General features: G+C 63.3%; 23 protein-coding genes. 17 read left to right on the top strand and 6 right to left on the bottom strand.

The window, feature by feature from the left end; translation table 11 throughout:
* Complete coding sequence (gene cra, locus C8E00_RS11935; protein WP_133697747.1) at nucleotides 1-1,008, bottom strand: catabolite repressor/activator; 1,008 nt, start codon at nucleotides 1,006-1,008, stop codon at nucleotides 1-3.
* 317 nt (nucleotides 1,009-1,325) lie between these two features.
* On the opposite strand from cra, the gene ptsP reads away from it, so the two are divergent.
* Genes ptsP through fruA form a run of 3 tightly spaced genes read left to right on the top strand, consistent with a single transcriptional unit; the run spans nucleotide 1,326 to nucleotide 6,921 of the window.
* Nucleotides 1,326-4,199 carry a phosphoenolpyruvate--protein phosphotransferase gene (ptsP, locus tag C8E00_RS11930; RefSeq protein ID WP_133697746.1) on the top strand — a complete coding sequence of 958 codons (2,874 nt, stop codon included), beginning with the start codon at nucleotides 1,326-1,328 and terminating at the stop codon, nucleotides 4,197-4,199.
* A complete protein-coding gene (gene pfkB / locus C8E00_RS11925; RefSeq protein WP_133697745.1) occupies nucleotides 4,199-5,167 on the top strand; it encodes a 1-phosphofructokinase in 969 nt (322 codons plus the stop codon). The genes ptsP and pfkB overlap by 1 nt, the downstream gene beginning before the upstream one ends.
* Nucleotides 5,164-6,921, top strand: a complete 1,758-nt coding sequence (fruA, locus tag C8E00_RS11920; RefSeq protein WP_133697744.1) for a PTS fructose transporter subunit IIBC — start codon at nucleotides 5,164-5,166, stop codon at nucleotides 6,919-6,921. Before pfkB ends, fruA begins: the two co-directional genes overlap by 4 nt.
* A gap of 103 nt (nucleotides 6,922-7,024) precedes the next feature.
* On the opposite strand, the gene C8E00_RS11915 is transcribed toward fruA, so the two are convergent.
* Nucleotides 7,025-9,079: a choline transporter gene (locus C8E00_RS11915; RefSeq protein ID WP_133697743.1), complete on the bottom strand. Its 2,055-nt coding sequence runs from the start codon at nucleotides 9,077-9,079 to the stop codon at nucleotides 7,025-7,027.
* Between the two features lie 422 nt (nucleotides 9,080-9,501).
* Between C8E00_RS11915 and C8E00_RS11910 the strand changes: the two genes are divergently transcribed.
* A complete protein-coding gene (locus tag C8E00_RS11910) occupies nucleotides 9,502-11,280 on the top strand; it encodes an acyl-CoA dehydrogenase (protein WP_133697742.1) in 1,779 nt (592 codons plus the stop codon).
* 4 nt (nucleotides 11,281-11,284) lie between these two features.
* Here C8E00_RS11910 and C8E00_RS11905 read toward each other — a convergent pair whose 3' ends face one another.
* On the bottom strand, nucleotides 11,285-11,947 hold the full coding sequence (locus C8E00_RS11905; RefSeq protein WP_133697741.1) for a 2OG-Fe(II) oxygenase: 663 nt from the start codon (nucleotides 11,945-11,947) through the stop codon (nucleotides 11,285-11,287).
* Between the two features lie 22 nt (nucleotides 11,948-11,969).
* Nucleotides 11,970-12,596, bottom strand: a complete 627-nt coding sequence (locus C8E00_RS11900) for a CoA pyrophosphatase (RefSeq protein ID WP_133697740.1) — start codon at nucleotides 12,594-12,596, stop codon at nucleotides 11,970-11,972.
* Nucleotides 12,597-12,644: 48 nt separating this feature from the next.
* Between C8E00_RS11900 and C8E00_RS11895 the strand changes: the two genes are divergently transcribed.
* A complete protein-coding gene (locus tag C8E00_RS11895) occupies nucleotides 12,645-13,202 on the top strand; it encodes an NUDIX hydrolase (RefSeq protein WP_133697739.1) in 558 nt (185 codons plus the stop codon).
* Between the two features lie 5 nt (nucleotides 13,203-13,207).
* Here the strand turns inward: C8E00_RS11895 and C8E00_RS11890 are convergent, their stop codons facing one another.
* The gene (locus C8E00_RS11890; RefSeq protein ID WP_133697738.1) at nucleotides 13,208-13,519 is read right to left on the bottom strand and encodes a YqfO family protein; all 312 of its coding nucleotides are present in this window, start codon (nucleotides 13,517-13,519) and stop codon (nucleotides 13,208-13,210) included.
* Nucleotides 13,520-13,637: 118 nt separating this feature from the next.
* Here C8E00_RS11890 and ftsB point away from each other — a divergent pair, with 118 nt between their 5' ends.
* The 9 genes from ftsB (at nucleotide 13,638) to rpoS (ending at nucleotide 20,873) form a co-directional block, all read left to right on the top strand.
* Nucleotides 13,638-14,003, top strand: a complete 366-nt coding sequence (gene ftsB / locus C8E00_RS11885) for a cell division protein FtsB (RefSeq protein ID WP_133697737.1) — start codon at nucleotides 13,638-13,640, stop codon at nucleotides 14,001-14,003.
* Complete coding sequence (ispD, locus tag C8E00_RS11880) at nucleotides 14,000-14,722, top strand: 2-C-methyl-D-erythritol 4-phosphate cytidylyltransferase (RefSeq protein WP_133697736.1); 723 nt, start codon at nucleotides 14,000-14,002, stop codon at nucleotides 14,720-14,722. The genes ftsB and ispD overlap by 4 nt, the downstream gene beginning before the upstream one ends.
* A complete protein-coding gene (ispF, locus tag C8E00_RS11875; protein ID WP_133697735.1) occupies nucleotides 14,719-15,207 on the top strand; it encodes a 2-C-methyl-D-erythritol 2,4-cyclodiphosphate synthase in 489 nt (162 codons plus the stop codon). The genes ispD and ispF overlap by 4 nt, the downstream gene beginning before the upstream one ends.
* A 71-nt stretch (nucleotides 15,208-15,278) precedes the next feature.
* The gene (gene truD / locus C8E00_RS11870; protein ID WP_424948549.1) at nucleotides 15,279-16,250 is read left to right on the top strand and encodes a tRNA pseudouridine(13) synthase TruD; all 972 of its coding nucleotides are present in this window, start codon (nucleotides 15,279-15,281) and stop codon (nucleotides 16,248-16,250) included.
* A gap of 36 nt (nucleotides 16,251-16,286) precedes the next feature.
* A complete protein-coding gene (surE, locus tag C8E00_RS11865) occupies nucleotides 16,287-17,039 on the top strand; it encodes a 5'/3'-nucleotidase SurE (protein ID WP_133697733.1) in 753 nt (250 codons plus the stop codon).
* On the top strand, nucleotides 17,020-17,709 hold the full coding sequence (locus tag C8E00_RS11860; protein ID WP_133697732.1) for a protein-L-isoaspartate(D-aspartate) O-methyltransferase: 690 nt from the start codon (nucleotides 17,020-17,022) through the stop codon (nucleotides 17,707-17,709). Before surE ends, C8E00_RS11860 begins: the two co-directional genes overlap by 20 nt.
* Nucleotides 17,706-18,647, top strand: coding sequence for a DUF368 domain-containing protein (locus C8E00_RS11855; protein ID WP_133697731.1), 942 nt, complete (start codon nucleotides 17,706-17,708; stop codon nucleotides 18,645-18,647). Before C8E00_RS11860 ends, C8E00_RS11855 begins: the two co-directional genes overlap by 4 nt.
* Nucleotides 18,640-19,773: a peptidoglycan DD-metalloendopeptidase family protein gene (locus C8E00_RS11850; protein ID WP_133697730.1), complete on the top strand. Its 1,134-nt coding sequence runs from the start codon at nucleotides 18,640-18,642 to the stop codon at nucleotides 19,771-19,773. Before C8E00_RS11855 ends, C8E00_RS11850 begins: the two co-directional genes overlap by 8 nt.
* A gap of 122 nt (nucleotides 19,774-19,895) precedes the next feature.
* Entirely contained in the window at nucleotides 19,896-20,873 is a 978-nt protein-coding gene (rpoS, locus tag C8E00_RS11845; protein WP_133697729.1) for an RNA polymerase sigma factor RpoS, read from the top strand.
* Nucleotides 20,874-20,920: 47 nt separating this feature from the next.
* Here rpoS and C8E00_RS11840 read toward each other — a convergent pair whose 3' ends face one another.
* A complete protein-coding gene (locus tag C8E00_RS11840) occupies nucleotides 20,921-21,139 on the bottom strand; it encodes a hypothetical protein (protein WP_133697728.1) in 219 nt (72 codons plus the stop codon).
* Nucleotides 21,140-21,143: 4 nt separating this feature from the next.
* Between C8E00_RS11840 and C8E00_RS11835 the strand changes: the two genes are divergently transcribed.
* From C8E00_RS11835 to lpxL, 3 genes are all read left to right on the top strand, one after another.
* Nucleotides 21,144-22,613, top strand: coding sequence for a TolC family outer membrane protein (locus C8E00_RS11835; RefSeq protein ID WP_133697727.1), 1,470 nt, complete (start codon nucleotides 21,144-21,146; stop codon nucleotides 22,611-22,613).
* A gap of 144 nt (nucleotides 22,614-22,757) precedes the next feature.
* The gene (gene alr / locus C8E00_RS11830) at nucleotides 22,758-23,852 is read left to right on the top strand and encodes an alanine racemase (protein ID WP_133697726.1); all 1,095 of its coding nucleotides are present in this window, start codon (nucleotides 22,758-22,760) and stop codon (nucleotides 23,850-23,852) included.
* A 42-nt stretch (nucleotides 23,853-23,894) separates the two neighbouring features.
* The gene (lpxL, locus tag C8E00_RS11825; RefSeq protein WP_133697725.1) at nucleotides 23,895-24,815 is read left to right on the top strand and encodes an LpxL/LpxP family Kdo(2)-lipid IV(A) lauroyl/palmitoleoyl acyltransferase; all 921 of its coding nucleotides are present in this window, start codon (nucleotides 23,895-23,897) and stop codon (nucleotides 24,813-24,815) included.
* Nucleotides 24,816-24,853: the final 38 nt, after the last annotated feature.

The raw sequence follows: 24,853 nt of genomic DNA, 5'->3' as shown, positions 1-24,853 counted from the left end.
TCATCCAGTGTCGTGCGTCGGCGCAGGGTGACGCAGCTTGAGGTCGCGTTCGACGATATCCACTCCCGGGCGATAGTCGCCACGTGCCGCCTGCATGGCGCGCTGCAGGGCCAGCTCGGCGATGCGGTCATGGTGCTGGGGCAGCGAATTGACCGCCACCGGCAAGAAATCCAGCAGGCGGTCGTCGCCGAACGTGGCCAGACGCAGCCGCTCAGGCAACCCCCCTTGTTCGAGCAGCACGTCGAAGACGCCATCGAGCAGTACATAGGAGGCGGTGACCAGGGCATCGGGAACGCCGTGTTCGTCGATCAGGCGTCGCATGAGAGCGGCACCGGTGGCGCGGTCGTAGCGCGCGCCGCTGAGCAATATCGGAGTGTCGAGCGATGCCTGGCGAATGGTCTCCAGAAATCCCTCGCGTCGCTCCACGCTGATCGACAGTTCCGGTACCGCATCCAGCCAAGCGATGCGCGAGACGTCGGCGTCGAGCACCGAACGCGTCAGGGCGCCTGCGGCTTGGGTATTGTTGCTGACGACGCAGACCACACGCGCCGGGTCGAGAGTGCGGTCGAGCGCGATGATCGGCAGGCCGCCTGCCATCAAGTCGGGATAGAAGGGGTCGTCCATGGCCAGGCTGCTGGCGACGATCAGCGCATCGCAGCGCTGGGCGCGCAAGGCACGGGCCAGCTCGCGTTCGGTGTCCGGATCATCGTCCGAGCCGGCGATCAGCAACTGATAGCCCAGCCGGCGCGCGCCATTCTCGAGACGCTTGGCCAGGCGGGCATAACTGGTGTTTTCCAGGTCCGGCACGATGAACCCCAGCGTTCGGCTGGCGCCCCGACGCAACGCCGCCGCCTGTGCATCGATGCGGTAATCGTGCTTGGCGACCACGGCCATGACGTGTGCCACAGTCTCCGGCCGGATCCGTCGCTCGGCGGCCTGGCCGTTGATCACGTAGCTGGCGGTGGTGCGCGAGACGCCGGCCAGTCGAGCGATTTCTGCGAGAGTCATGGGTGCATTCCTTGATCGAGCCGGTCACACAAAAGGGTCCATTCTAGAGGCTGACACGCCGTCTTGCCTGCCTGCCCCTGCGAAGGTCTAGTATCGTGTTGCTTGATAAATCGCGATGAACGTTTCAGCATTGTTCCCAAGATAGCTGACACGATTCAGCCCGTCACCTGCCGCAGCATGCCACATGCCGAAATGGTCAGCCTTCAGCGACCAGTGATGCTGATGCGCTAGCGGCGCGGCGGTATCAAGACGGGGATGATCGTTGTCTTTACCCGACGAGCGGATGGCTCCGTTCCGGCGGCATTATGGAGAGTTCCATGCTGACACTGACAAGCGAAGACGTTCTGCTCGACCAGCGTGCCGATGACTGGCGCGATGCCTTGAACCAAGCCGCTGAGGCGCTGGTCGAGGCCGGACGCGTGGCGCCCGGCTATGGTGACGGGCTGCACGCGCGCGAGGCGCAGTCGTCGACCTATCTCGGCAATGGCATTGCCATTCCCCACGGCACGCCGGAGAGTCGCGAACACGTCAAGACCACCGGCGTGCGGGTGTTGCAGTTTCCCCAGGGCATCGAATGGCATGACGGCCAACGCGTCACCCTCTTGGTGACGATTGCCGCTCAGAGCGACGAGCACCTCGATATTCTGCGCCAGTTGACGCACGTGCTCGATCGTGACGGCGTGGCCGAGCGCCTGGCTGCCGCCGACAGTCGTGAAGAGGTCATTACGCTGTTGTCCAAGGCACCGGTCGAGGCGCGTCTGGATGCCGATACGCTGTGCCTGGGGTTCCCGGCGCGTGATCGCTTCGAGCTGGCATTGGCCGCCGCGGCGCGCTTGCGTCAGGTGGGCAGCGTGGACAGCAGTTTCGTGGCCGAGATCAACACGCTGGAGCCGGTGGCACTGGGGCAGGGGCTGTGGCTGGTGAGCAGCGCCCAGGGCGTCATCACGCCGACGTTGGGCGTGGCGACGCCGGACCATGCCTTCTCGGGGCCCAAGGGGCCGGTCAATGCGGTCTTCTGTCTGGCGGCGCAGGGGGATGCGCATCGCGGTTTGCTCGAACGTTTGGGGAGCCTGCTGGACGCCGGTGATGGTGAAAGCCTCGCCGATGCCGATGCCACGACGCTGCTGGCACGGCTGTCCGGTGAATCCGCCGAGGCGGATACCGCACGCGCCACGGTGCTCAATGCGCACGGCCTGCATGCGCGGCCGGCCAAACAACTGGTGCAGGTTGCGCGGCGTCAGCACGTGCCGGTCAAGGTGCGTCTGCTGGAAGGCACGGGCCAGGCGGTCTCGGCGGCGAGTCTGACCAAGGTCATCGGATTGGGGGCGCGACGCGGCCAGACGCTGGTGTTCTCTGCCGAAGGCGAAGGCGCCAGCGAGGCGCTGGAAGCGCTGGTCACGGCCGTCAGGGAGGGCCTTGGCGAGCATGTGACACCGCTTCAGGAGACGCCGTTCGAGGCGCCTGCCGAGAAAGACAGTCTTCCCGCTCCCTTGGAGGATGATGTCGCGCATCCCGCCGTGCCGGCGTCGCCGGGGCTGGCCATTGCCCCGGCTTTCGTGATGCGTACGCCACGCTTCGAGTATCCCGAGCGGTCCGATGATCTCGATGCAAGCCGTCGCGGCGGCAGCGACGCGCAACTGGCGCGCCTCGATGCGGCGATCGAAGAGGCCGCCGAGCAGCTCCGTGCTCTGGTGAGGACGGCTCAGGGTGGTGAAGTCGCCGAGATTCTGTCGATGCACGAGGAAATGCTCGACGATCCCGAGCTGCGTGAAGCGGCGCACGAATCACTGAATACCGGCATGAGCGCCGAGGCGGCGTGGTGGTCGGCCATCGATACGGCTGCCCGCGCCCAGGAAAATCTCGCCGATCGCTTGCTCGCCGAGCGCGCCGCCGATCTGCGCGACGTCGGCCGTCGCGTGCTGGGCATCCTGTGCGGCGTGCGCCTGCCCACGCCGCCGGAGACGCCTTACATTCTGATCACCGACGATGTCGGTCCATCGGATGTGGCGCGGCTGGATACCAGCAAGGTGCGTGGCCTGGTCACCGCGCGTGGCGGTGCTACCTCGCACAGTGCGATTCTTGCCCGGGCGCTGGGCATCCCCGCCGTGGTGGGAGCCGGTGAGCGAGTGCTGACGCTGGTCAACGATACCGAGATCATCGTCGATGGCGAGCGTGGGCGCGTGATTCCGGCACCGTCCGATGAGCGTCGCTCGCGCACCGAGCTACGTCTGAAAGAGCATGAAATGCGCGAGCGCGAGGCCTATGCCGCGCGGCATGAGGAGGCGCGTACCCAGGATGGCCACCGTGTCGAAGTGGCTGCCAACCTGGGCAACACGGCGCACGCGGCAGATGCCGTCGAACGCGGCGCCGAGGGCGTGGGGCTGCTGCGTACCGAGTTCGTGTTCATGGCGCACCCCGACGCACCGGATCTGGACACCCAGATCGCCGAATATCGTCAGGCGATCGACGCCCTCGACGGGCGCCCGCTGGTGGCACGCACGCTGGACGTCGGCGGCGACAAGCCGCTGCCGTACTGGCCGCTGCCCCAAGAAGACAATCCGTTTCTCGGTCTGCGCGGCATTCGCTTGGCGCTGACGCGCCCCGAGGTGCTCGAGACGCAACTGCGCGCCCTGCTTACTGCGGCGGGTGACCGCCCGTTGCGGATCATGTTCCCGATGGTCAAGGACATCGCCGAGTTCCGCGCCGCCCGCGAGATCTTCGATCGCGTGCAGGCCGAGGTTCAGGCTAGCGACGTGCAACTGGGGGTGATGATCGAGATTCCCTCGTGCGCGCTGTTGGCGCCGAGCCTGGCCGCCGAGGTGGATTTCTTCTCCATCGGCACCAACGACTTGACCCAGTACACCCTGGCCATCGACCGCGGCCATGCCGAGCTGTCGGCCCAGGCCGACGGCTTGCACCCGGCGGTGCTGGCGCTGATTCGCATGACCGTCGAGGCCGCCCACGCTGAGGGCAAATGGGTGGGCGTGTGCGGTGAGCTGGCCAGCGATGCCCAGGCGGTGCCGGTGCTGATCGGATTGGGGGTCGATGAGCTGTCGGTGTCGGCGCGGCAGGTGCCGATGGTCAAGGCGCGGTTGCGCGAACTGACCCTGGAGACCGCACGTCATCATGCCGATATGGCCTTGCGCCAGTCGACCAGCGATGCCGTACGCGAAGCGCTGGAGGCTCTCTGATGGCGCGTGTGCTGACGTTGACCCTCAATCCTGCGCTGGACCTGGCGATTCGTCTGCCCTCGCTGACCCTGGGGGCGGTCAATCGCACCGAGGCCACCCATCTCGAGGCGGCGGGCAAAGGCGTCAACGTGGCCCGGGTGCTGGCGACGCTGGGCCATGAGGTGGCGGTCTCGGGGTTCCTGGGGGCGGACAACGATGGTGCCTTCGGGCGGGCCTTTGCCGATTGGAGCCTGGAGGACGCCTTTCTGCGCCTGCCCGGCGACACGCGCATCAATGCCAAGGTGGCCGAAGCTCAGGGACGCGTCACCGACATCAATGGCCCCGGTCTCGAGGTCTCGCGCGAGGATCTGACGGGCTTGTACCGCGCGCTCGAGACACGACTGGCGGACGCCGCGCGGCGTCCCGATGCCGTGGTGATCGCTGGCAGCTTGCCGCCAGGGGTGACGCCCGACGATCTGGGGGCCTTGATTCGCTGGCTGCGTGCGCGTGATCTGCCGGTCTGGGTGGATACCAGCGGCGCGGCGCTGAACGCCGCGATTGCCGCCGTGCCCAGCGCCGTCAAGCCCAACGAGACGGAATTGGCCGAGTGGGCCGGGGAGTCCCTTACCGATACGTCGGCCTGTATCGACGCTGCGACGCGCTTGTATGCGGCGGGCATCGAACATGTGCTGGTGTCGTTGGGAGGCGAAGGCATGCTGTGGATCGGTTCCGAGGGGGCTTGGCAGGCCACGCCACCACGCGTCGAGGTCGCCAGCACGGTGTGCGCCGGTGATACGTTGCTGGCGGCCATGCTCCACGGTCGCCTCGCGAAGCTCAGCGCCGAGGCTACCTTGCGCCTGGCGACGGCGCTCTCCGCCGAGGCGGTACGCCATGTCGGGGTGGGGGACACGCATGCCCCGGATCTTGACCAACTCCAACAACGTACGCGCGTGGGTCGGCTCGACGACAACGCGAGGGAGGATTCATGAAAGCGATCCTGATCACGGCCTGCCCGAGTGGTGTGGCGACGACATTCCTGGCGGCTCGACGCCTCGAGCAGGCTGCTCGGCGTCGCGGTTGGCAGGTCACGGTAGAAATGCACGGCGAGCTCGCGCCACCGCAGCCGGCATCCGAGGCGGAGGTACGCGACGCCGACCTGGTGATCGTGGCTGCCGATCATGTGCCGGAGGCGGCGCGTTTCACGGATAAGCGCTTGTTCCAGGCGCCGATCGCCGAGGCACTGCCCGATCCCGAGGCCTTCCTGTCACGCGCCGAGCGCGAGGCCGCTCCTTATCGTGGCGATACGGCGAGCGTCGCCACCAGCGCGGCGCCGGAGGCGGACAAGGGCCAGCGTATCGTCGCGGTAACGGCATGCCCGACCGGCGTCGCGCATACCTTCATGGCCGCCGAGGCGCTGGAAGAGGCCGGGCGTGGCCTGGGGCATCATATCCGCGTCGAAACCCAAGGCTCGGTCGGGGCGCAGAACCAGCTCAGCGAGGCGGAGATCGCCGACGCCGACGTGGTGCTGTTGGCCTGCGATATCGAAGTCGACGACGAACGCTTCGCCGGCAAGCGTATCTATCGTACGTCCACGGGCAATGCCCTGAAGAAGGCCAAGCCAACCATTCAGGAAGCGCTGGCCAATGCCGCCGTGGAGAGCCAGACGACAGGGGCCGCGAATGATGGCGGCAAGGCCAAGAGCGTCAAGGAGAAGGGCGTTTACAAGCACTTGCTGACCGGGGTGTCGTTCATGCTGCCCATGGTCGTCGCCGGCGGGCTGTGCATCGCGCTGTCGTTCGTGTTCGGCATCGAGGCGTTCAAGGAAGAAGGCACGCTGGCGTCGGCCTTGATGCAGATCGGCGGTGATGCCGCCTTCGCCTTGATGGTGCCGGTGCTCGCCGGTTATATCGCCTATTCTATCGCCGATCGGCCCGGGATTGCGCCCGGCATGATCGGGGGGATGCTGGCCAGCAATATCGGTGCCGGGTTCATCGGCGGCATTCTCGCTGGTTTTCTAGCGGGGTACGCCGCCAAGGCCATTACCCGCTATCTCAAGTTGCCGGCGAGCGTGGAATCGCTCAAGCCGATTCTGATCATTCCTTTGCTGGCGAGCTTGTTTACCGGTCTGGTGATGATCTATGTGATCGGCACGCCAGTGGCAGGGCTGCTGGATGCGTTGACCCATTTCCTCAACGGCATGGGCTCGACCAACGCCGTGCTGCTGGGGATGTTGCTCGGCGGGATGATGTGCGTCGATATGGGCGGGCCGGTCAACAAGGCGGCGTATACCTTCGGTGTGGGCCTGCTGTCGAGCGAGACCTATGCACCGATGGCGGCGATCATGGCGGCGGGCATGGTGCCGCCGCTGGCGATGGGGATCGCCAGCATTCTGGCCAAGCGCAAGTTCGACGAAACCGAGCGAGAGGGGGGCAAGGCGGCCTTCGTGCTGGGCCTTTGCTTCATTACCGAAGGGGCGATTCCTTTCGCCGCCAAGGACCCGCTGCGCGTGTTGCCGGTATGCATCATCGGCGGGGCGATCACCGGGGCCTTGTCGATGTATTTCGGCATTCAACTGATGGCGCCGCATGGTGGCCTGTTCGTACTGTTGATTCCGAATGCGGTCAACTACGCGCTGCTGTATTTGCTGGCGATCGCTGTGGGCGCGGTCATCGCTGGGGTAGCGTATGCGGTCATCAAGCCGCGCGCTTCTTCCGTGCCGATCGCGGAGGGCGCGACGGTTTAAGCTGTTTGGCCGCTGCACCGCCCCACATGGATGCCTAATGAAAAGGAGCGCCCCGCGGGGCGCTCCTTTGCACGTCATGGCGCTACAACGGCCTGGTTGAGGGTCACGCCGGCGGTTGCTCGGGGCTGTCCGGCATGGTCACGTGGCCGGGTGTTTCCCGGTTCATGTGCAGGAAGTGCAGGTGGCGTTCGTACTGATCGAGAATGTCCTCGATCACCTGCTCCTTGGTGTACCCCATCAGGTCGTAGCCCTGGCTTCCTTCGAGGAGATAGACCTCCAGACGATAGTAATGGGCATTGTCCTGTTGGGCGCGCAGCGCAAACGAAGGTGTGGCGAAGCGGCGCGGCCATACCTGATAAGTGAAGTTCTGCTCGTCGCCGAGGCTGACATTGAGTGCGAGATGTGCCTCCTCGCCTGTCTTCTCGTCGACCTCGACCTGAACACCTTCCTGGCCGATGGCTTGGCTGACCTCCTGCATGGCCGGTTTGGCCACGTCATCGAGGAAGCGCCGGGCCTGCTTGCTGCTCGGGAAGCTCATGGCGCGGCTAAGACGCTGGCGCCACCCGCGGGGTGCGCGCTCTCCGGCACCGGTGCGGCTGGAGAGATGCCCGGCGAGGCTGCTGCGATGGCTGTCTTCCTTGAGCCCCTCCACGCGCAAGGCCTTGAGTAGCCCTGCCATGATGAAGAACAGCACGATGGAAAACGGTAGCCCGGTGATGACCACCACGCTTTGCAGTGCCGACAATCCCCCCGCCATCAACAGTGCCAGGGTCAACAGCCCGATCACGCAGGCCCACAGGATGCGCATCCAGACCGGGGCGTCGCTGTTGACGTCCTTGAGCTTGGACGTGAAGTTGGAGAGTACCAGCGCCCCGGAATCACCGGAGGTCACGAAGAACACGATGGCCAGAATGGTGGTGGCGATGGTCGTCAGCCCCGTCCATGGCAAGGATTCGAGGAACAGATAAATGGACGACTCCGGCGTGTTCATCGCCGCCTGGCCGAAGTCCGTGGCGCCATTCATGACCATGTCGATGGCGCTATTCCCCATGATCGACATCCACGCCATCATGAAGGCCAGCGGCAACATCAGCGTGCCGGCGACGAATTCACGAATGGTGCGCCCGCGCGAAATGCGTGCCAGGAAGAGACCCACGAACGGCCCCCAAGCGATCCACCAGGCCCAAAAGAAGATCGTCCAGCCATTGAGCCAGGCAGTGGGTTGGTCGAAGGCGTAGGTGTTCATCGACAGACTGATGAAGTCGGAGAAATAGTCGCCGACATTGAGGACCAGTGCGTTGAGCAAAAATAGCGTCTTGCCGCTGAAGAGCACGAACAAGAGCAGCAACAGCGCCAACAGCATGTTGAACTCGGAAAGGCGACGAATGCCTTTTTCCACGCCGGTGACGGCCGACACCGTGGCGAAGAACACGATCATGATCACCAGCGCGGCCTGCACCAGGGTGTTCTCGGGAATCGAGAACATGTAGTGGAGGCCGAAGTTGAGCTGGATGACACCGATCCCCAGGCTGGTGGCAATGCCGAAGACCGTGCCCAGCACGGCGGCGATATCCACGCTATGCCCGATGGGGCCGTGGATCTTCTTGCCGAAGATGGGGTAAAGCGCACTGCGGATGGTCAGCGGCAAATTGTGGCGATAACTGAAGAACGCCAGCGACATTCCCACCAGGGTGTAGATGCCCCAGCCGGAAAGCCCCCAGTGCAGGAAGGTCAACTGCATGGCGTGGCGGGCGGCTTCCACCGTGTTGCCGTCCCCCAGGGGCGGCGCCAGGAACTGCGATACCGGCTCCGCGATGCAGAAGAACAGCAGGTCGATGCCGATGCCCGCCGAGAACAGCATGGCGGCCCACGAGGTCATGTTGAAATCGGGCGTGGAATGATCCGGCCCTAACTTGATCTTGCCGAACCGTGACAGGCCGATGGCGATCACGAAGACCAGGTAAGCGACGATGGCGAGGAAGTAATACCAGCCGAAGGTATTGGAGATCCAACTCAGCACGGTGTTGATGATGCCACTGGCCGAGTCGGTGAAAAGCATCGTCCACAGTGCGAAGAGCACGATGCCGATCACCGAACCGAAGAAGACCACGGGGTTGAGGCGGTCGCGACTGACGTCGCCGGTGTGTTGTGGATGCATGAGCGATCCTCTAGTTGTGTTTTAGCACGGCGGTAGTGAGAGATAGCCCCCTGCTGAGCCAGGCCAGATCGTATGCAAACAACGCTCTGGACATGCGCAGGACGCCACCGCTCATGACAACGGCACCTCGTCCCGCGAGCGTCTGGGTAGCGGATCCCTGACCGCTGCCGAGACGTTCGCGGAAAGCGTCATGCGTCGATGAAGAGGTGCGTTATTCATGTGACTACCGATGGAATGAGTCTTTTTTATTAATTGACCGTTCAATTAAAATACGTGGTTATGTACCGTCTTTCAACCGCCAGGAATAACCACTGCACCGTTCGGCTAATGGCCCGTTGCGCACGGTATCTCTATGATCAAGGCATGCATTCCAATTAACACATACGTTTGAATCATGAGCGTCTGAATGATGAAGGTGAGCCATGTCCTCCTATAATGCGCCGCTACGCGATCTTCGCTTCCTCCTCGAGGAATTGCTCGATCACCGCTCGCTTCGTCTCCCCGAGTATCAAGAAGTCTCCGCGGAACTGGTGACCGCGATCCTCGACGAGGCTGCGCGCCTGGCGGGCGAGGTATGGGCACCGCTCAATCGCCGTGGCGATGAACAAGGGTGTCGTCTGGAAGCCGGCGAGGTGCGCGCGCCGACGGGCTTCGCAGAGGCGTACCGTGCCTTCGCCGAGGGGGGATGGAACGGCATCGGCAGCGACCCTGACCATGGCGGGCAGGGCCTGCCGGAGGTCGTTGCCAGTGCGGTTCAGGAAATGTGGCAAGCCGCCAACATGGCGCTGGCGTTGTGCCCGCTGTTGACGGCGGGGGCCGTCGAAGCACTGGCCCAGCATGGCAGCGAGGAACTCAAGTCGCGCTACCTGGAGAAACTGGTCAGTGGCGAGTGGACGGGCACCATGAACCTCACCGAGCCGCAGGCCGGCTCGGACTTGTCGAAGGTGCGCACACGGGCGGTGCCGGAGGGCGCGCACTATCGTCTGAACGGCCAGAAGATCTTCATTACCTGGGGGGAGCATGACTGCGCCGACAACATCATCCACCTGGTTCTCGCCCGCCTGCCGGATGCCGCCGAGGGCAACCGCGGTATATCGCTGTTTCTGGTCCCCAAGTTCTTGGTCGATGAGCAGGGGCATCTGGGTGAGCGCAATGACGTGCGCTGCGTGTCGCTGGAGCATAAGCTGGGCATACACGGTTCGCCGACCTGTGCACTCAGCTTCGGGGAGCAGGATGGGGCCATCGGTTATCTGGTCGGCGAGCCAGGTCACGGCCTTCAACACATGTTCACGATGATGAACGCGGCACGCCACAAGGTCGGCATTCAGGGCATCGGCGTCGCCGAACGCGCCTATCAGCAAGCGCGTACGTATGCCATGCAGCGGGTGCAAGGTCGCACGCCCGCAGCGCGTGGCGGCCGCCCCGCCGTGCTCAGCGAGCATTACGAGGTGCGTCGCATGCTGCTATCGATGCGTGCACGGCTGGAAGCCCTGCGGGCCCTGGCCTTGCTCTCGGCCAGCGAGATGGACCGGGCCCGGTATGCGCCCACGGTGGACGAGCGGCAAGGGGCCCAGCGGCGGGTCGATCTCTACACCCCGGTGGTCAAGGCCTTTTCCACCGACCAGGCGGTAGACATCGCCTCGCTGGGTGTTCAGGTACACGGCGGCATGGGGTACATGGAAGAAACCGGCGCCGCGCAGCATCTACGCGATGCGCGCATCGCGCCGATCTATGAAGGTACCAACGGTATTCAAGCGCTCGACCTCGCCGGGCGCAAGATCCAGCGTGACGGCGGTGCCACCTTGGGGGGCGTGCTCGACGAGGTTGCCGCTTGCGCCGTTGACCTCACCGCCAACGCCAAGCTGGCTGGCTTGGGCGCGTCGCTGCATCAGGGCGTGGAGGATCTACGCCGAGCGGTAGCCATCGTGCTGGCGCGGGGCGACGATGCCGAGCACGGTCATGACGCGCTCCAAGCCCTGGCGACGCCGTTGTTGGCGCTGACGGGGCACGTGTTGTGCGCCTGGCAGATGGGGCGTGCGGCACTGATCGCGCAGACGGCATTGGCAAGCGGTGACGATGAGGCTTTCTATCGGGCCAAGTTGATCAGCGCCGACTTCGTTCTGCGCCAGTGGCTGCCCATGGGGCGTGCACATCTTGCTGCCATCGAGGCCTCGCCGTCGCTGTTCGAGGCGCCGGTATGAGGGATCACAATGCGGGATCGACGATCCCATTGAGTGAGGTGTTGCGGCGGAACCAGCCGGCGATACTGGCGCGCGGTGCCTGGGTCGGCAGCACCTCGTGGGGGATGCGATCGGCGAGAAAGCACACGAAGGTGCCGAGTTCAGGGCGTATCCGCGCGATTTCTCGTTCGGGATCGTCGGGGTCGAACATCGCCATCTCGCCGCCGTGCGCTGCCGTCCAGGCGGGATTGAGATACAACACGGTCGACACGATGCGGTTGCTGCGACCGCGAAAACTGTCGAGGTGCCTTTTGTAGAAGGCCCCGGGCGGGTACAAGGCAAAGTGCGCCTCGAACTCGAAAAGCCCCAGATAGAGCGTACGGTTGATGGCCTGCTGCAAGAACGTCATGACCGTCAGGTATTGGCGCTGGGCTCGGCTTTCGCGGTCCAGCCAATGAATGGCATCGCCACGCACGTCGCGTTTGATGCGATGCGTCTGGCCTCGGCCGACGCCTGCCTCGTCGAGATGCGATTGTGCCTTCAGCCCCTGCAACTCTGCCTGCAAGGAATGGCATAGCGCGGTATCGATGAAACGTTCGCCGACGAACCAGCCCTGCGTGACCAGCGCATCCAGCAGCCGGGGCAATGCGGCCATGTCGAGGTAATCGGCAGGATCGTGTCGTGGCATGCGGGCGGGTCCAGTCCAGGTGTCAGGGGCGTGGCGGAGGCGGTGCTGCAGGCAGATGACGCAACGGGCTGCCCAGCGGCGCGCGATCCAGACTGATGGGGTGCGCGAACCCCACCGCCAGCAGCTCGACCAGCATCATCGCCGACAGCCCCCATATTACATGATTGGCGTAGGCATAGCTGGGCACGTAATAAGTACGCTCAGCGTGGCGGATGACATCCGTGTGGCTGCGGCGATCCTCCAGGAACCACGTCAATGGTACCTCGAAAATGGTATCCAGCTCATTGTGGTCCGGCACCAATGGGAGGCCGGGCGGAACCAGGCCGACGAACGGCGTCACGCAGATGCCGTGGCGCGAGATGACATCGCTCAGTCGGCCGAGGCGCGCGACGTGTGTGGGCGGCAGGGCGATCTCCTCGTGCGCTTCGCGCAAGGCCGTGGTCCACAAGTCGGTATCGTCGGGTTCGACCTTGCCACCGGGAAACGCGACTTGGCCGCCATGCTGCGCGAGATGATCGGCACGGCGCGTCAGCAAGAGCGTGGGATCCGGGCGTTCGACGATCGCGAGCAATACCGCAGCCCTGGGGATGTCGGTGCTCAGGTGTCGTGGCCGATGAGCTTGCAGGCGTTCGCCCAGAGTCTCTAACATGTTGTTTTTCACCTAATGGGGCGCCGTGTCGCTCGCCCGAGGAAAATCATGAATTTCTGTAGCCATTGTGGCCAAACCGTACGTTTCGCGATTCCCGAAGGCGATGATCGCGGACGTTTTCTCTGCGATGCCTGCGGCACCATCCATTACCAGAACCCGCGTATCGTCGCCGGTACCTTACCGGTCGCGGGGCAGCGCGTCTTGCTGTGTCGGCGTGCAATCGCGCCGCGCATGGGCTACTGGACGCTGCCTGCGGGTTTCATGGAAAACGGCGAAACCACGTCCGAAGCCGCCTTGCGCGAGACACGCGAAGAAGCCTGCGCCGAGGTCTACCTTCAGGGCCTTTACACGCTCATCAACCTGCCGCATATCAACCAGGTCTACATGATCTTCCGTGGCGAGCTGCACGGTGATTATGCCTCCGGCCCGGAGAGTCTCGAGGTGGCGCTATTCGAGGAAGCCGAGATCCCCTGGCAGGAACTGGCGTTTCCCACCATCGAGCGCACACTGCGGCATTACTTCGATGATCGCCCCGGCGACGAGTACCCATTGCATGTCAGCGATATCACCGCCGAGGATCGCGAGCGTTATTTGGGCAGTGCGTAACGCGCCTAAACGTCTGCAAGACGCCACGCCTCATATGCCGGCTCCTCATAAGGATGCGCCAGCTTGAGCGCGGCGACCGCGGCTTCCAGGCGATCGTCGTCGCAGACCAGCTCGACCTTCAATTCTTCGACATGAGTGAGCGCGCCGACCTGGCCGATATGCGGGTCGGCGCCATCGAGCGGGCGAAACTGGCCTTGGCCGGGCGTTTGGAAGCAGCAGGCCTCATAGTCACCGAGGCGCCCGGCGCCGGTGGCGAACACGGCTTCTTTGACGCTTTCGGCATCGTCCACGGGAACGAAAAACGCGAGTTTGTACATTGGTAGGCTCCTTGGCATCGTCGGCGAGACGCACGGCGATGGCATGCCGTGCGCACTGCGCGGGTGCTTTGATGATGGCATAATGCCGAGCAGCTGTCGGTCCAGGACGGAACCAACGATGTTGAAGTGGGTATGCATTGCACTAGCGGTACTGATCGTTCTACTGCAGTATCACCTGTGGCTCGGTGAGGGGGGAGTACTCGAACTCAACCATATTCGTCACCGTGCCGATGTGCTCGAAGAGAAGAACGCTCGTCTTCAAGCGCGCAACGACCGCTTGGCGGCAGAAGTGATCGATCTCAAGAATGGGCTCGCTGCCATCGAAGAGCGGGCGCGCAGTGACCTGGGCATGGTGCGCCGTGATGAAGAGTTCTTCTGGGTGCCCGGGGTGACCGCCGAGCGCTCTATCCTGGAGCAAAGCGCGGCTGTGCTACAGGGCGATCCCGGACAAGCGGCGTCGACACATGAGGAGGCCGCGCCTTGAGCCGACTGTGGTTGATCGTACCCGCGGCGGGGCAAGGCCGCCGCATGGGCGCCACCTTGCCCAAGCAATATCTCGATATCGCGGGCCGCCCCGTACTGGCGCATACGCTGGCGCGTTTGCATGCCGCGTTTCCGGATGCGGCCTTGCGCCTATGCCTGGATGCCGATGATGTGCACTTTGCGTCTGAGTGGGTGCCTTTCGCGGAGTGGCAGCGCGTGCCCGGCGGGCAGGCGCGAGCCGATTCGGTGGCCAATGCGCTGGCCTCGCTCGACGCCATCGCGGCGGACGATGACCTGGTGTTGGTCCATGATGTCGCCCGGCCTTGCGTGGCCCTCGATGACTTGCGTCGCCTGCGTGCAGTGCTGGAAAGCTCGCCCGACGGGGGGCTGTTGGCAGCCCCGGTAGCGGACACGATGAAGCGTGCCGATGCCGGCGGCCGTGTCGTGCATACCGTTTCCCGCGAGGGGCTATGGCATGCCATGACCCCGCAAGGAGCCTCCTATCGCGTGCTGTGTCGGGCTTTCGCGCATGCCCGGGACACCCGCGTGGCGCTTACCGATGAGGCGTCGGCACTCGAGGCGCTAGGCTTGGCGCCGCGCCTGGTGCCCGGCCGCCGGGATAATCTCAAGATCACGCATCCCGAGGATCTTGCCCTCGCCACGCGGCTTCTGAGCGAGGCCGCGTGGGATTCCACGATTTCCGACGAGACATGCTCATGACGTTACGTATTGGTCACGGGTTTGATGTGCACCGCTTCGGCGACGGCGATCACTTGATGATAGGTGGCGTGCGCATCCCCCATACACATGGCTTCATCGCCCACTCGGACGGTGACGTACTGCTGCATGCAGTGTGCGATGCGTTGCTCGGTGCCTGTGGCCTGGGCGATATCGGCCATCATTTTCCCGACACCGACGCCGCCTGGGCAGGTGCCGACAGCCGTGACTTGTTGCGCCGGGTAGACGAGCAGGTGATCGCTTCGGGCTACCGCATCGTCAACCTGGATACCACTGTCATCGCCCAGGCACCGCGCTTGAGCGATCACATCGCGCTGATGCGCACGCGTATCGCCGAGACGCTCGCAATGGCGGAAGATGCGATCAACGTCAAGGCGACCACCAGCGAGCGATTGGGCTTCACCGGGCGCAAGGAAGGCATCGCCGCCGAGGCCGTGGTGCTACTGGCGCGCGCGGATGCGACATGATCGACATGTCGCTCTGGCCTCCCGACTGGCCCCACGCGCATGGCGAACCGCGGGCGTCGGGGGAGTTTCGCATGACGCCGGACGACTTCGTCGTCGAGGAGGTGTTCGATTTTGCGCCGGAAGGACAGGGGGAACATCTCTGGCTGTGGATCGAGAAGCGTGATCTGACCACGCCGGAAGCCGCCAAGCATGTGGCCCGGGTGTGTGGCGTGCGTCCGCGCGATGTGGGCTATAGCGGTCTCAAGGACCGCATCGCGGTGACCCGCCAATGGGTCTCGGTGCATTTGCCTGGGCGTGACGCCCCCGATGCGTTTGCCACTCGACTGAGTGACGTGGGAATCGTGGTCCACGAGGCGCAACGCCATCCACGCAAGCTCAAGCGCGGCGTACATCGTGCCAATCGCTTTACGCTTCGCCTGCGTGGTGCGGTGGCCGCGGATCCCGACCTGTCGCGCCGTTGGCGGCTCCTTTGCGAAGACGGGGTGCCCAATTACTTCGGCCCGCAACGCTTCGGCCGCGAAGGGCGCAATCTGGTGCTTGCCCAGAAGGCCTTCGCGCGCGGCTGGCGCAAGCGTGACGATCCGCATGGCATGCAGCTTTCCGCGGCACGCAGCTTCCTGTTCAATGAGGTGCTGGCAGCACGGCTGCGTGCGCAAACCTGGCGAACGCCGCGTCCAGGCGATGTCCTGGTATTGGCGGGAACGGCCAGCCGTTTTATGGCCGACGACGTCGACGCCGCTTTGCGTGAACGTGCCGCGCGCGGCGACGTCACGCCCACCGGCCCCTTGTGGGGAAGCGGGCGTCTGGAGAGTGGCGCTGCGGTGGCAGAGGAGGAAACGCGACTGGTGATGCAACATGCAACATTGGTGCAGGGATTGGAGGCGGCCGGCGTGCGCGTGGATCGACGTGCGCTGTGCGTGCCGCTCGACGCGCCGTCACTGACCCATGCAGGCCCTGACCGGATGACACTCAGTTTCGGCTTGCCGCGTGGCGCCTTCGCCACCTCGGTATTGCGTGAGTTGATGCTCCACCCATTGCTGTGAAGGGCTATCGGCGATCACAAAAGCAAGAGGATAGATATGCGCAAGTTACTGTTATCCAACGATGATGGTGTCCATGCACCGGGGCTGCGTGCACTTCATGATGCACTCTCGGCACATGGGCGCCTGCGTGTGGTGGCGCCGGACCGTGACAAGAGCGGCGCCAGTAACTCGCTGACGCTGACGCGCCCATTGTCGTTGACGGCGCTCGACAACGGCTTCTATTCGGTCGACGGCACGCCGGCCGATTGTGTTTACCTGGGCGTCAACGGGGTCTGGGACGAGAAGCCGGACCTGGTCATCTCGGGCATCAATCATGGTGGCAACCTGGGCGATGACGTATTGTATTCTGGCACCGTGGCGGCCGCCATGGAGGGTCGCAACCTGGGCATGGCAGCGATTGCCGTTTCCCTGTGCGGCGAGCGCTATTTCGAGACGGCCGGGCGTGTCGCCGCGACCCTGGTGGGGGCGGCGGAGTCGCTGTCATTGCCGCCACGCAGCCTGCTTAACGTCAATGTGCCGGACGTCCCCTGGGAAGACATCCGGGGCGTACGCGTGACGCGCATGGGCTATCGCGGACCTGCGGCCCAGCCGATGAAGGTGAAAGATCCGCGTGGACGCGAGCGTTATTGGATTGCCGCCGTCGGCGATAACGCCGATGATGGCGCGGATACCGACTTCGCCGCCATCGACGCCGGATACGTGTCGATTACCCCCCTGCAGACCGATCTCACGCGGCATGCCGCGTTGGACGACGTACGGAACTGGCTGGATGCATTGTCAAACGCCTGATACTGAGGATATGTACCGATTCGGTGGCATTGGCATGACCTCGCAACGTACTCGCAATCGACTGATACGCCGCCTGCAAGCCGGCGGCATTCGCGACGCGCGAGTGCTCGACGTCATGGCGCGGGAACCGCGTCACGTCTTTCTCGACGAGGCGTTGGCGCACCGTGCTTATGAAGACACGGCCTTGCCATTGGGCCATGGCCAGACGCTTTCGCAGCCGTGGATCGTGGCGCGGATGACCGAGCTGGTGCTGGCCGCACGACCGCGTCGCGTGTTGGAAGTCGGGACCGGCTCGGGCTATCAAACGTTGATTCTGGCGCGTCTGGTCGAGTCGGTATGCAGCCTCGAGCGTATCGGGGCACTGCATCGCAGTGCCGCCTCTCGCCTGGCCATGCTGGGCGTGAATAACGTGCGTCTGCGTCACGAAGATGGCGGGCATGGATGGCCGCAGGCCGCCCCCTTCGATGTCATTCTCTTCACCGCCTGCGCCAGCGTGCTTCCCCAGGAACTGTTGTCGCAACTGGACGATGGCGGGGAATTGATCGCGCCACTCGAGGATGACGCCGGACGCCAATGGCTGACACGCGTGCGACGCCGCGGCAACACATTCGAACGAACACGACTGGAACGCGTCAGATTCGTACCGCTATTGGAAGGGGTCATACAATGAAGCGTTACCTGACGCTGTTCTTCAAAGGCGCCGGGATGGGGGCCGCGGATGCGGTACCTGGAGTGTCCGGCGGAACCATTGCATTTATCACCGGCATCTACGAAGAGTTGATTGATTCGATCAAGCAATTCGGTCCTCGGGCCTTCGGCGTAGGGCGTCGTGAAGGTCTGACAGGGCTCGTGACGTATCTCAACCTGGCGTTTCTGCTGCCCCTGCTATCGGGGATCGTCGCGAGTCTGGTAAGCGTCGCGCATCTTGTCACCTGGCTGTTGGCTCATCATCAGTTGCTGCTCAATGCCTTCTTCTTCGGACTGGTGCTGGCCTCGGCTGTCGTGGTGGGCCGACAGATCGGTCATTGGCAATGGCGGCATGTCATGCCCTTGATGCTGGGCGTTTGCGTGGCGTTATGGTTGCCGAGCCTGTTACCGGCACCCGGGGAGGCCAGTCAGTGGGTGTTGGTGGTAGGCGGTGCCATTGCCATCAGTGCAATGCTTCTGCCAGGTGTCTCGGGGAGCTTTCTATTGCTGGTGATGGGGCTTTACGGGACGGTGATGGAAGGCGTTAAAAGCGCCGACCTGTCCTTGATCGCGACCTTCGGTGCGGGCTGTGTCATCGGCTTGATGGTGTTCTCGCGCGTACTTTCCTGGTTGTTCCATCATTACCGCTTGGGGACACTCTTGACCCTGGTCGGCTTCATTCTGGGCTCATTGCCGCAACTCTGGCCATGGCGCGAGCTCGCCAGTTACCGCCTTGCCAGCGGTGACAAGATCGTGCCGCTCGACTATCGCTACCTCATGCCTTCGGACTACAGCGCCATTACCGGCGAACCGGCCCACTTGTTGACGGCGATCGCCCTGATGATCGCCGGCTTGGTGTTGGTCATGGTAATCGGCGAACGCAGTCCTTCTCCCTTTCAGGAGGATCGAACTCATGTCTGACTCGCGTCGACTATTGCCCGTGTTGGGATTCGTGGTGCTGGGCCTGGCGGGGTGTGTAAGCTCCGGCGGCGCGCCCCAGGTGCAAGATCTTTCGGTCAGCCGCAACAGCTCGCCCCCGAGTACCTATACCGTGAAGTCGGGCGATACCCTGTACGGCATTGCCTGGCAGAATAATCTCGATTTTCGTGACCTGGCGCATCTCAATGACATTACGCCCCCTTACCGCATCGAGCCGGGGCAGACGTTGCGCCTGACGCCCGCCAGTCCCCCCGAGGGAGCATCAAGCGCGTCGGCGTCAGGCACGTCTCCAGCTGAGGCGACCGCTGCCGTTACAACGCCGCTGGGCGATGCAAGCGCATCCAGCGGCGGCAGCGATGATGACTGGTTGGTTCCTGCGGAGAGTTCAGTGTCTTCAACGCCTGGAGCGGGTGGCGTCGCCGCCGACACGCAGGCCGTGGCGGCGGCTTCCCAGGTCGGCGGCAATGCGCCGGGGCCTGTCTACGACACGCCAGATGCGAACGTCGCCTCCACGGATGAGAGTAAGGATACCCGCAAGGCGTCGGATACGTCCGCCGCCAGTGATGGGTCTGATCAGGCGCCAGCCGACAAGGCATCTCGCCCTGATGATGAACGCGGTGCCACAGGCAGTGAGTCGTCTGCCGCCGACAGCGGTGAAAGTGATGCCGGCACCCGCGTTGCCGGCGAAAACGACACGACGACCGACCGCTCGCAACGCGAGTACCAGCCGGTCGAAAGCGTCGCTTGGCAGTGGCCTGCCAAGGGTGAGGTCATCAACGGTTTCGATGACGAATCCAGTGTGACGGCCGGCATTGATATCGCCGGGGAAAAGGGGCAACCTGTCAGGGCAGCAGGTCCAGGCATCGTGGTGTATGCCGGCAGTGGCGTCCGTGGATACGGCAATCTCATCATTCTCAAGCATAACGATCATTTTCTGAGTGCTTACGCGCATAACGACTCGTTACGCGTGAAGGAGAACGATGTTGTCGAAGCGGGAGATGTCATCGCCACCATGGGTGACACCGATGCCGATCGCGTTAAATTGCATTTCGAGGTGCGCCAGGACGGCCAGCCTCAAGACCCAATGGAGTACCTGCCGCCACGTTGAGCGCGGTAGGACTCGGACCCTGAACATGCGTAGAACAATAAACGGGTAGTCCGCCACGGCCGGTGGCTTGCGCACTCCGGCTGTGGTCATCAAATCGGCAGCAGTAAAGTGGGGTATCGGATATGAGCATGCTGGAGCGGGATATTCAGGGTGTGGATCTTGACGACGTTGACAGTGAAATGGAAGTCGATGCCGCCGAGGTCGCTCGTGACAAGGAGGGCGATGCGTTCGAGAAAGCGCTGAATCGTGATGACAACACTTACCACCAAAGCCTCGATGCTACCCAGATATACCTCAACGAAATCGGCTTTTCGCCGCTGTTGACGCCTGAAGAAGAAGTGCACTATGGGCGGCTGGCCCAAAAGGGCGATCCTGCCGGACGCCAGCGCATGATCGAGTCCAACCTGCGTCTGGTGGTCAAGATAGCCAGACGTTACCTCAACCGTGGATTGTCACTGCTCGACTTGATCGAGGAAGGCAATCTGGGCCTGATTCGGGCCGTGGAGAAGTTCGATCCCGAACGCGGATTTCGCTTCTCGACCTATGCCACCTGGTGGATTCGGCAGACCATCGAGCGGGCGCTGATGAATCAGACGCGTACGATCCGCCTGCCCATCCATGTGGTCAAGGAGCTCAATATATACCTGCGCGCTGCACGTGAGTTGACGCAGCGGCTCGACCACGAAGCCACCGCCGAGGAAATCGCTGAGTTTCTGGACAAACCGGTGGGTACCGTCAAGAAGATGCTTGGGCTCAACGAGCGCGTGTCGTCGGTCGACTATCCGATGGGCGGTGAAAGCGATAAACCGCTGATCGACACGCTGGCCGATGAGAATGAAGCCGGCCCCGAGTCGCTACTGGTCGGCAATGATGTCAAACAGCACGTCGACGACTGGTTGGCGGAGCTGACCGACAAGCAAATGGAAGTCGTGGTGCGCCGTTTCGGTCTGCGCGGACATGAAGCTGCGACCCTCGAGGATGTCGGCGCGGAAATCGGGCTGACGCGCGAGCGGGTACGACAGATTCAGGTCGAAGCGCTGAAAAAACTACGCCGCGTGCTGGAGAAACAAGGGTTGTCGTTGGACTCGATCTTTGAATGACACGCCTGGCATGAAGGGCCGCATGCTCCTTCATGCCAGGCGGCCTGTCACGGCAATGATGCAATTTTCACGCTATCCTTGGTGCGTGCATATTCGACTGATTCATTGATCTGAAGCAATACATGCGGCATTGTATGTAACTCGTTGCCCATGTTGGCGGTGACGCTAGCGGTGGTCGAGGCCGTCATCAGCCTGCCCCCTGTGAAAAGCAAGTCAGTCAAAAGCACGTTCGTCGCAAGACCGTGCGTCAAAAGAAAGGAACCCAAGCCGATGTCCTCTCGAGAGCCGTCATCGCCGAAATTTCGGTTGCGTTTATTGCCGGTGCTGATTGCCGCTGTCGTCACTTCTCAGGCGCAGGCCGCCGATTTGTGGACGATCACGCAGGATGCCCTGCAAGACAACGCTACCCTGGATGCCTCGCGGTCGACCTTCCAGAGTGTCGAGGCGGGACGTGACGTGGCACGAGGCAGCCTGTTGCCGCAGATCGACGCCACGGCGCAGGTTGCGCACAACAACACGCTAGAGAGTCAGGAGGGCAGTGGTATTCAGGGCGGTGGTGCCCAGAGTGGTGTAGGGAGTTCCGCGGATAACTACAACGCCACCAGCGCCAGCCTTGAATTGACTCAGGCGTTATACGACGCCACGAGCTGGGCGTCGCTGCAGATCGCCAAGCGCGAGATCGATCAACAAGCACTTTTGTTGCAAGCGGATCGTCAGCAGCTTCTTTACGATGTCGCCTCGGCGTATTTCGAGATTCTGCGTGCCTATGAAGTACTTCAGGCGCGCATTGCGCAAGAAAAAGCCATCAAGCGTCAGCTCGATCAGGCGCAGGAACAGTTCGACGTCGGCTTGGTGGCCATTACCGATGTCAACGAGGCCCGGGCATCATACGACCTGGCGCGTGCGCAGCGCATCTCCGCCGAAAACGACCTGCAGGTCAGTTTCGAGGCACTGCAGCGTTTGACCGGCAAGCGTTACGACAGCATCGAGATGCTGTCGGAAGACATTCCCATCGAGGCCCCTGAGCCGGCAAAGCGTGATAGGTGGGTTCGCCTGGCGGTCGCCAATAACCCCAGTGTGCAGGCAGCCCAGGCAGCGGTGAATGTGGCGCAAGCCGAAGTTGATCAGGCGCAGGCCGGCCATCTGCCGACACTGTCGGCCTTCGCCAACTATGATTATTCGGATAGCGATCAGGACTATCTCAGCGGCCATAATGAAGGCACCACGGTGGGCCTTCAGGCCACGTTGCCCATCTACAGCGGGGGCACGACCAGTGCCCAGGTCCGTCAGCAGACCTATTCGCTCGAAGCCACGCAATATGATTTCGAGGCCCAGCGTCGCGATACCACCCAGCAGGTACGCTCGCTGTTCACGCAAGTCATGAACGATGTCGAAAGCGTCGAGGCCCAGCGCCAGGCGATCGTTTCCAACCGTAGTGCGTTGGAAGCGACCCGCTCGGGTTATCAGGTCGGCACGCGCAATATCGTCGATGTGCTCGAAGCCGAGCAAAGCCTCTATCAAGCCATTGCCGATTACGCCGACGCACGCTACACCTACGTGACCGACATGGTGGCGCTGCGTCAGCAGGCAGGTGTGCTCGATCAAGGCGTGATTCGTGAGCTAAACGAATGGCTGAAGGATACGCAGACAGTGAAGTTGCGTTTGCCCGAAGACGGCGGGATGAGTCAGGTGGAAGACATCGGCAAGCGACCCACCATGGGGCCATCGGCCACGCCCTGAGGGGGACGTTCGATACGCCCCCTTCATGACGCCGCACCTCTGGGTGCGGCGTTTTGCGTATCGCGCCACACTGCGCGAGCGGGTCGGCGTGCGAGCGGGTAGAATAGTGCGCTGGTTATCGCCTTGTGAGGAGGAACGTTTGCCATGTCCCGGCCGTTGATCGCCGATATCGATCTGGGCGCCTTGCGCGACAATTACCGTCTTGCCCGTGATCGAGCGCCACACAGCCGTGCCTTGGCGGTCCTCAAAGCGGATGCTTACGGTCATGGCGCGACACAGTGCGCCTTGGCACTGGCCGATATGGCCCCCGCTTTTGCCGTCGCCAGCCTTGAGGAAGCAGTCGCGCTACGTGACGCGGGAATCACACAGCCGATCATGTTGCTGGAAGGCTTCTTCGATGCTGCGGAACTGCCGCTCATCGACGCGCATCGGTTATGGGTCGCCGTGCATAGTGATTGGCAGATCGATGCGCTACTGGCGTATCACCCCCGGCAGCCGATCCCGACCTGGCTGAAGCTGGACTCCGGCATGCATCGCCTGGGGGTCGCGCCGGAGATGTTCGTGGCGCGTTGGCAGCGTCTGAAGGCGGCGTCGACCCAGGTCACCGCACTGCACTTGATGACTCACTTCGCCACCGCCGACGCGCTGGATCCGACGTATTTTCGCCGTCAGATGACGTGTATCGAGACGCTGCGTCAGCGGCTCGAGGCGCCGATCTGCCTCGCCAATTCACCCGCGACACTCGCTTGGCCCGAGGCCCATGGCGACTGGACTCGTCCGGGGGTCATGCTCTATGGCAGCGATCCACTGGAAGGCGCCAATGATGCCAGCCGCGCCCTCAAGCCAGTGATGACCTTGCGTTCAGAACTCATCGCGGTGCGTGAACTGGCGACGGGGGAAGTCGTCGGTTACGGCGGGCGCTGGAAGGCGTCGCGCCCCTCGCGTATCGGTGTGGTTGCCTGTGGCTACGGCGATGGCTACGATCGTCATGCTCAGGACGGTACGCCCGTACTCGTCGAAGGACAGCGTGTACCGCTCGCCGGCAAGGTGTCCATGGATATGCTGACGGTCGATCTCACCGACGTGCCCGAGGCGGATGTCGGCAGTCGGGTGGTGTTATGGGGCGAAGGGCTGTCCGTCGACGAAGTGGCGCGTTATTGCGACACCATCAGCTATACGTTGTTGACCGGGTTGCTGCCCCGGGTGCCGCGCCGCTATCGCAACGCCGAGATGATGTGAAATCCGCTACAATGAGCGGCGTTTCGACGCCCTGAGAGAGTCATGCCCAAGCACGTATTTCCCGACAGTTTCGTTCATCCCCGCTACTGGCCCACTTGGCTGGCCATCGGCGCCATGTACCTCGGTGCCTGGCTGCCCTGGCGCCTCAAGATGCTGGTGGGACGCATCATCGGGTTGAGCGCCTGGCGTTTCGCGCGCAGTCGTCGACGTATTACCGAGACCAATCTGGCGCTGTGCTTTCCCGAGCTCAGCGAGCGCCAGCGTGCCGCACTGGTGCGTGAGACCTTCATCGCCAACGGCAAGGGCATTCTCGAGACCGCCACCGGGTGGTGTCGCGATCCGAAACACTTGCGCCACCGAGTGACCTTCAAGGGGGAAGACCACATGACGCAGGCCTTGGCGCAAGGCAAGGGCGCGTTGATCATCGGGGTCCACTTCTCGACGCTCGATCTCGGCGGGGCGCTGCATTCGCTGTTCTTTCCTGCGGACGTGGTTTACCGGGCGCATGACAATCCTCTGTTCGAACGCTTCATGACCCGTGCACGGCGGCGCATCTTCGGGCGTGCCATCGATCGCCACGATTTGCGGGATGTCGTGCGCCGTATCAAGACGGGACATGCCGTCTGGTATTCGCCGGATCAGGATTTCGGGCGCGACGCCAGCGTCTTTGCGCCGTTTTTCGGCGTCCAGGCGGCGACCCTCAAGTTGACCGCCAAGATTGCGCGCATGACGGGGGCGCCCGTGATGCCACTGATCTTCCACCGCAACCCCGATGACGCAACCTATTCGATGGAATACCTGCCTGCGCTGGAGGGCTTTCCCTCGGGCGATGATGTCGCCGATGCCACGCGCATCAATCGCGTCATCGAAGACGCCATTCGCCGACATCCCGAGCAGTATCTGTGGCTGCATCGGCGCTTCAAGACGCGCCCGCGGGGCGACGCCTCGCTATACCCGAAGTGAGCCGTGCGTGGCGAGGCCGGTTCGCCGGTCCGCCAGAT

The organism is Chromohalobacter marismortui (genome assembly GCF_004364315.1).
Classification (GTDB): Bacteria; Pseudomonadota; Gammaproteobacteria; order Pseudomonadales; family Halomonadaceae; genus Chromohalobacter; species Chromohalobacter marismortui.
This window is presented reverse-complemented; position numbering and strand designations above follow the sequence as displayed.

Coding starts and splice junctions, on each gene's coding strand:
- cra (WP_133697747.1), bottom strand. CDS start 1,008: ATGACTCTCGCAGAAATCGCTCGACTGGCCGGCGTCTCGCGCACCACC.
- ptsP (WP_133697746.1), top strand. CDS start 1,326: ATGCTGACACTGACAAGCGAAGACGTTCTGCTCGACCAGCGTGCCGAT.
- pfkB (WP_133697745.1), top strand. CDS start 4,199: ATGGCGCGTGTGCTGACGTTGACCCTCAATCCTGCGCTGGACCTGGCG.
- fruA (WP_133697744.1), top strand. CDS start 5,164: ATGAAAGCGATCCTGATCACGGCCTGCCCGAGTGGTGTGGCGACGACA.
- C8E00_RS11915 (WP_133697743.1), bottom strand. CDS start 9,079: ATGCATCCACAACACACCGGCGACGTCAGTCGCGACCGCCTCAACCCC.
- C8E00_RS11910 (WP_133697742.1), top strand. CDS start 9,502: ATGTCCTCCTATAATGCGCCGCTACGCGATCTTCGCTTCCTCCTCGAG.
- C8E00_RS11905 (WP_133697741.1), bottom strand. CDS start 11,947: ATGCCACGACACGATCCTGCCGATTACCTCGACATGGCCGCATTGCCC.
- C8E00_RS11900 (WP_133697740.1), bottom strand. CDS start 12,596: ATGTTAGAGACTCTGGGCGAACGCCTGCAAGCTCATCGGCCACGACAC.
- C8E00_RS11895 (WP_133697739.1), top strand. CDS start 12,645: ATGAATTTCTGTAGCCATTGTGGCCAAACCGTACGTTTCGCGATTCCC.
- C8E00_RS11890 (WP_133697738.1), bottom strand. CDS start 13,519: ATGTACAAACTCGCGTTTTTCGTTCCCGTGGACGATGCCGAAAGCGTC.
- ftsB (WP_133697737.1), top strand. CDS start 13,638: ATGTTGAAGTGGGTATGCATTGCACTAGCGGTACTGATCGTTCTACTG.
- ispF (WP_133697735.1), top strand. CDS start 14,719: ATGACGTTACGTATTGGTCACGGGTTTGATGTGCACCGCTTCGGCGAC.
- truD (WP_424948549.1), top strand. CDS start 15,279: ATGACGCCGGACGACTTCGTCGTCGAGGAGGTGTTCGATTTTGCGCCG.
- surE (WP_133697733.1), top strand. CDS start 16,287: ATGCGCAAGTTACTGTTATCCAACGATGATGGTGTCCATGCACCGGGG.
- C8E00_RS11860 (WP_133697732.1), top strand. CDS start 17,020: ATGCATTGTCAAACGCCTGATACTGAGGATATGTACCGATTCGGTGGC.
- C8E00_RS11855 (WP_133697731.1), top strand. CDS start 17,706: ATGAAGCGTTACCTGACGCTGTTCTTCAAAGGCGCCGGGATGGGGGCC.
- C8E00_RS11850 (WP_133697730.1), top strand. CDS start 18,640: ATGTCTGACTCGCGTCGACTATTGCCCGTGTTGGGATTCGTGGTGCTG.
- rpoS (WP_133697729.1), top strand. CDS start 19,896: ATGAGCATGCTGGAGCGGGATATTCAGGGTGTGGATCTTGACGACGTT.
- C8E00_RS11835 (WP_133697727.1), top strand. CDS start 21,144: ATGTCCTCTCGAGAGCCGTCATCGCCGAAATTTCGGTTGCGTTTATTG.
- alr (WP_133697726.1), top strand. CDS start 22,758: ATGTCCCGGCCGTTGATCGCCGATATCGATCTGGGCGCCTTGCGCGAC.
- lpxL (WP_133697725.1), top strand. CDS start 23,895: ATGCCCAAGCACGTATTTCCCGACAGTTTCGTTCATCCCCGCTACTGG.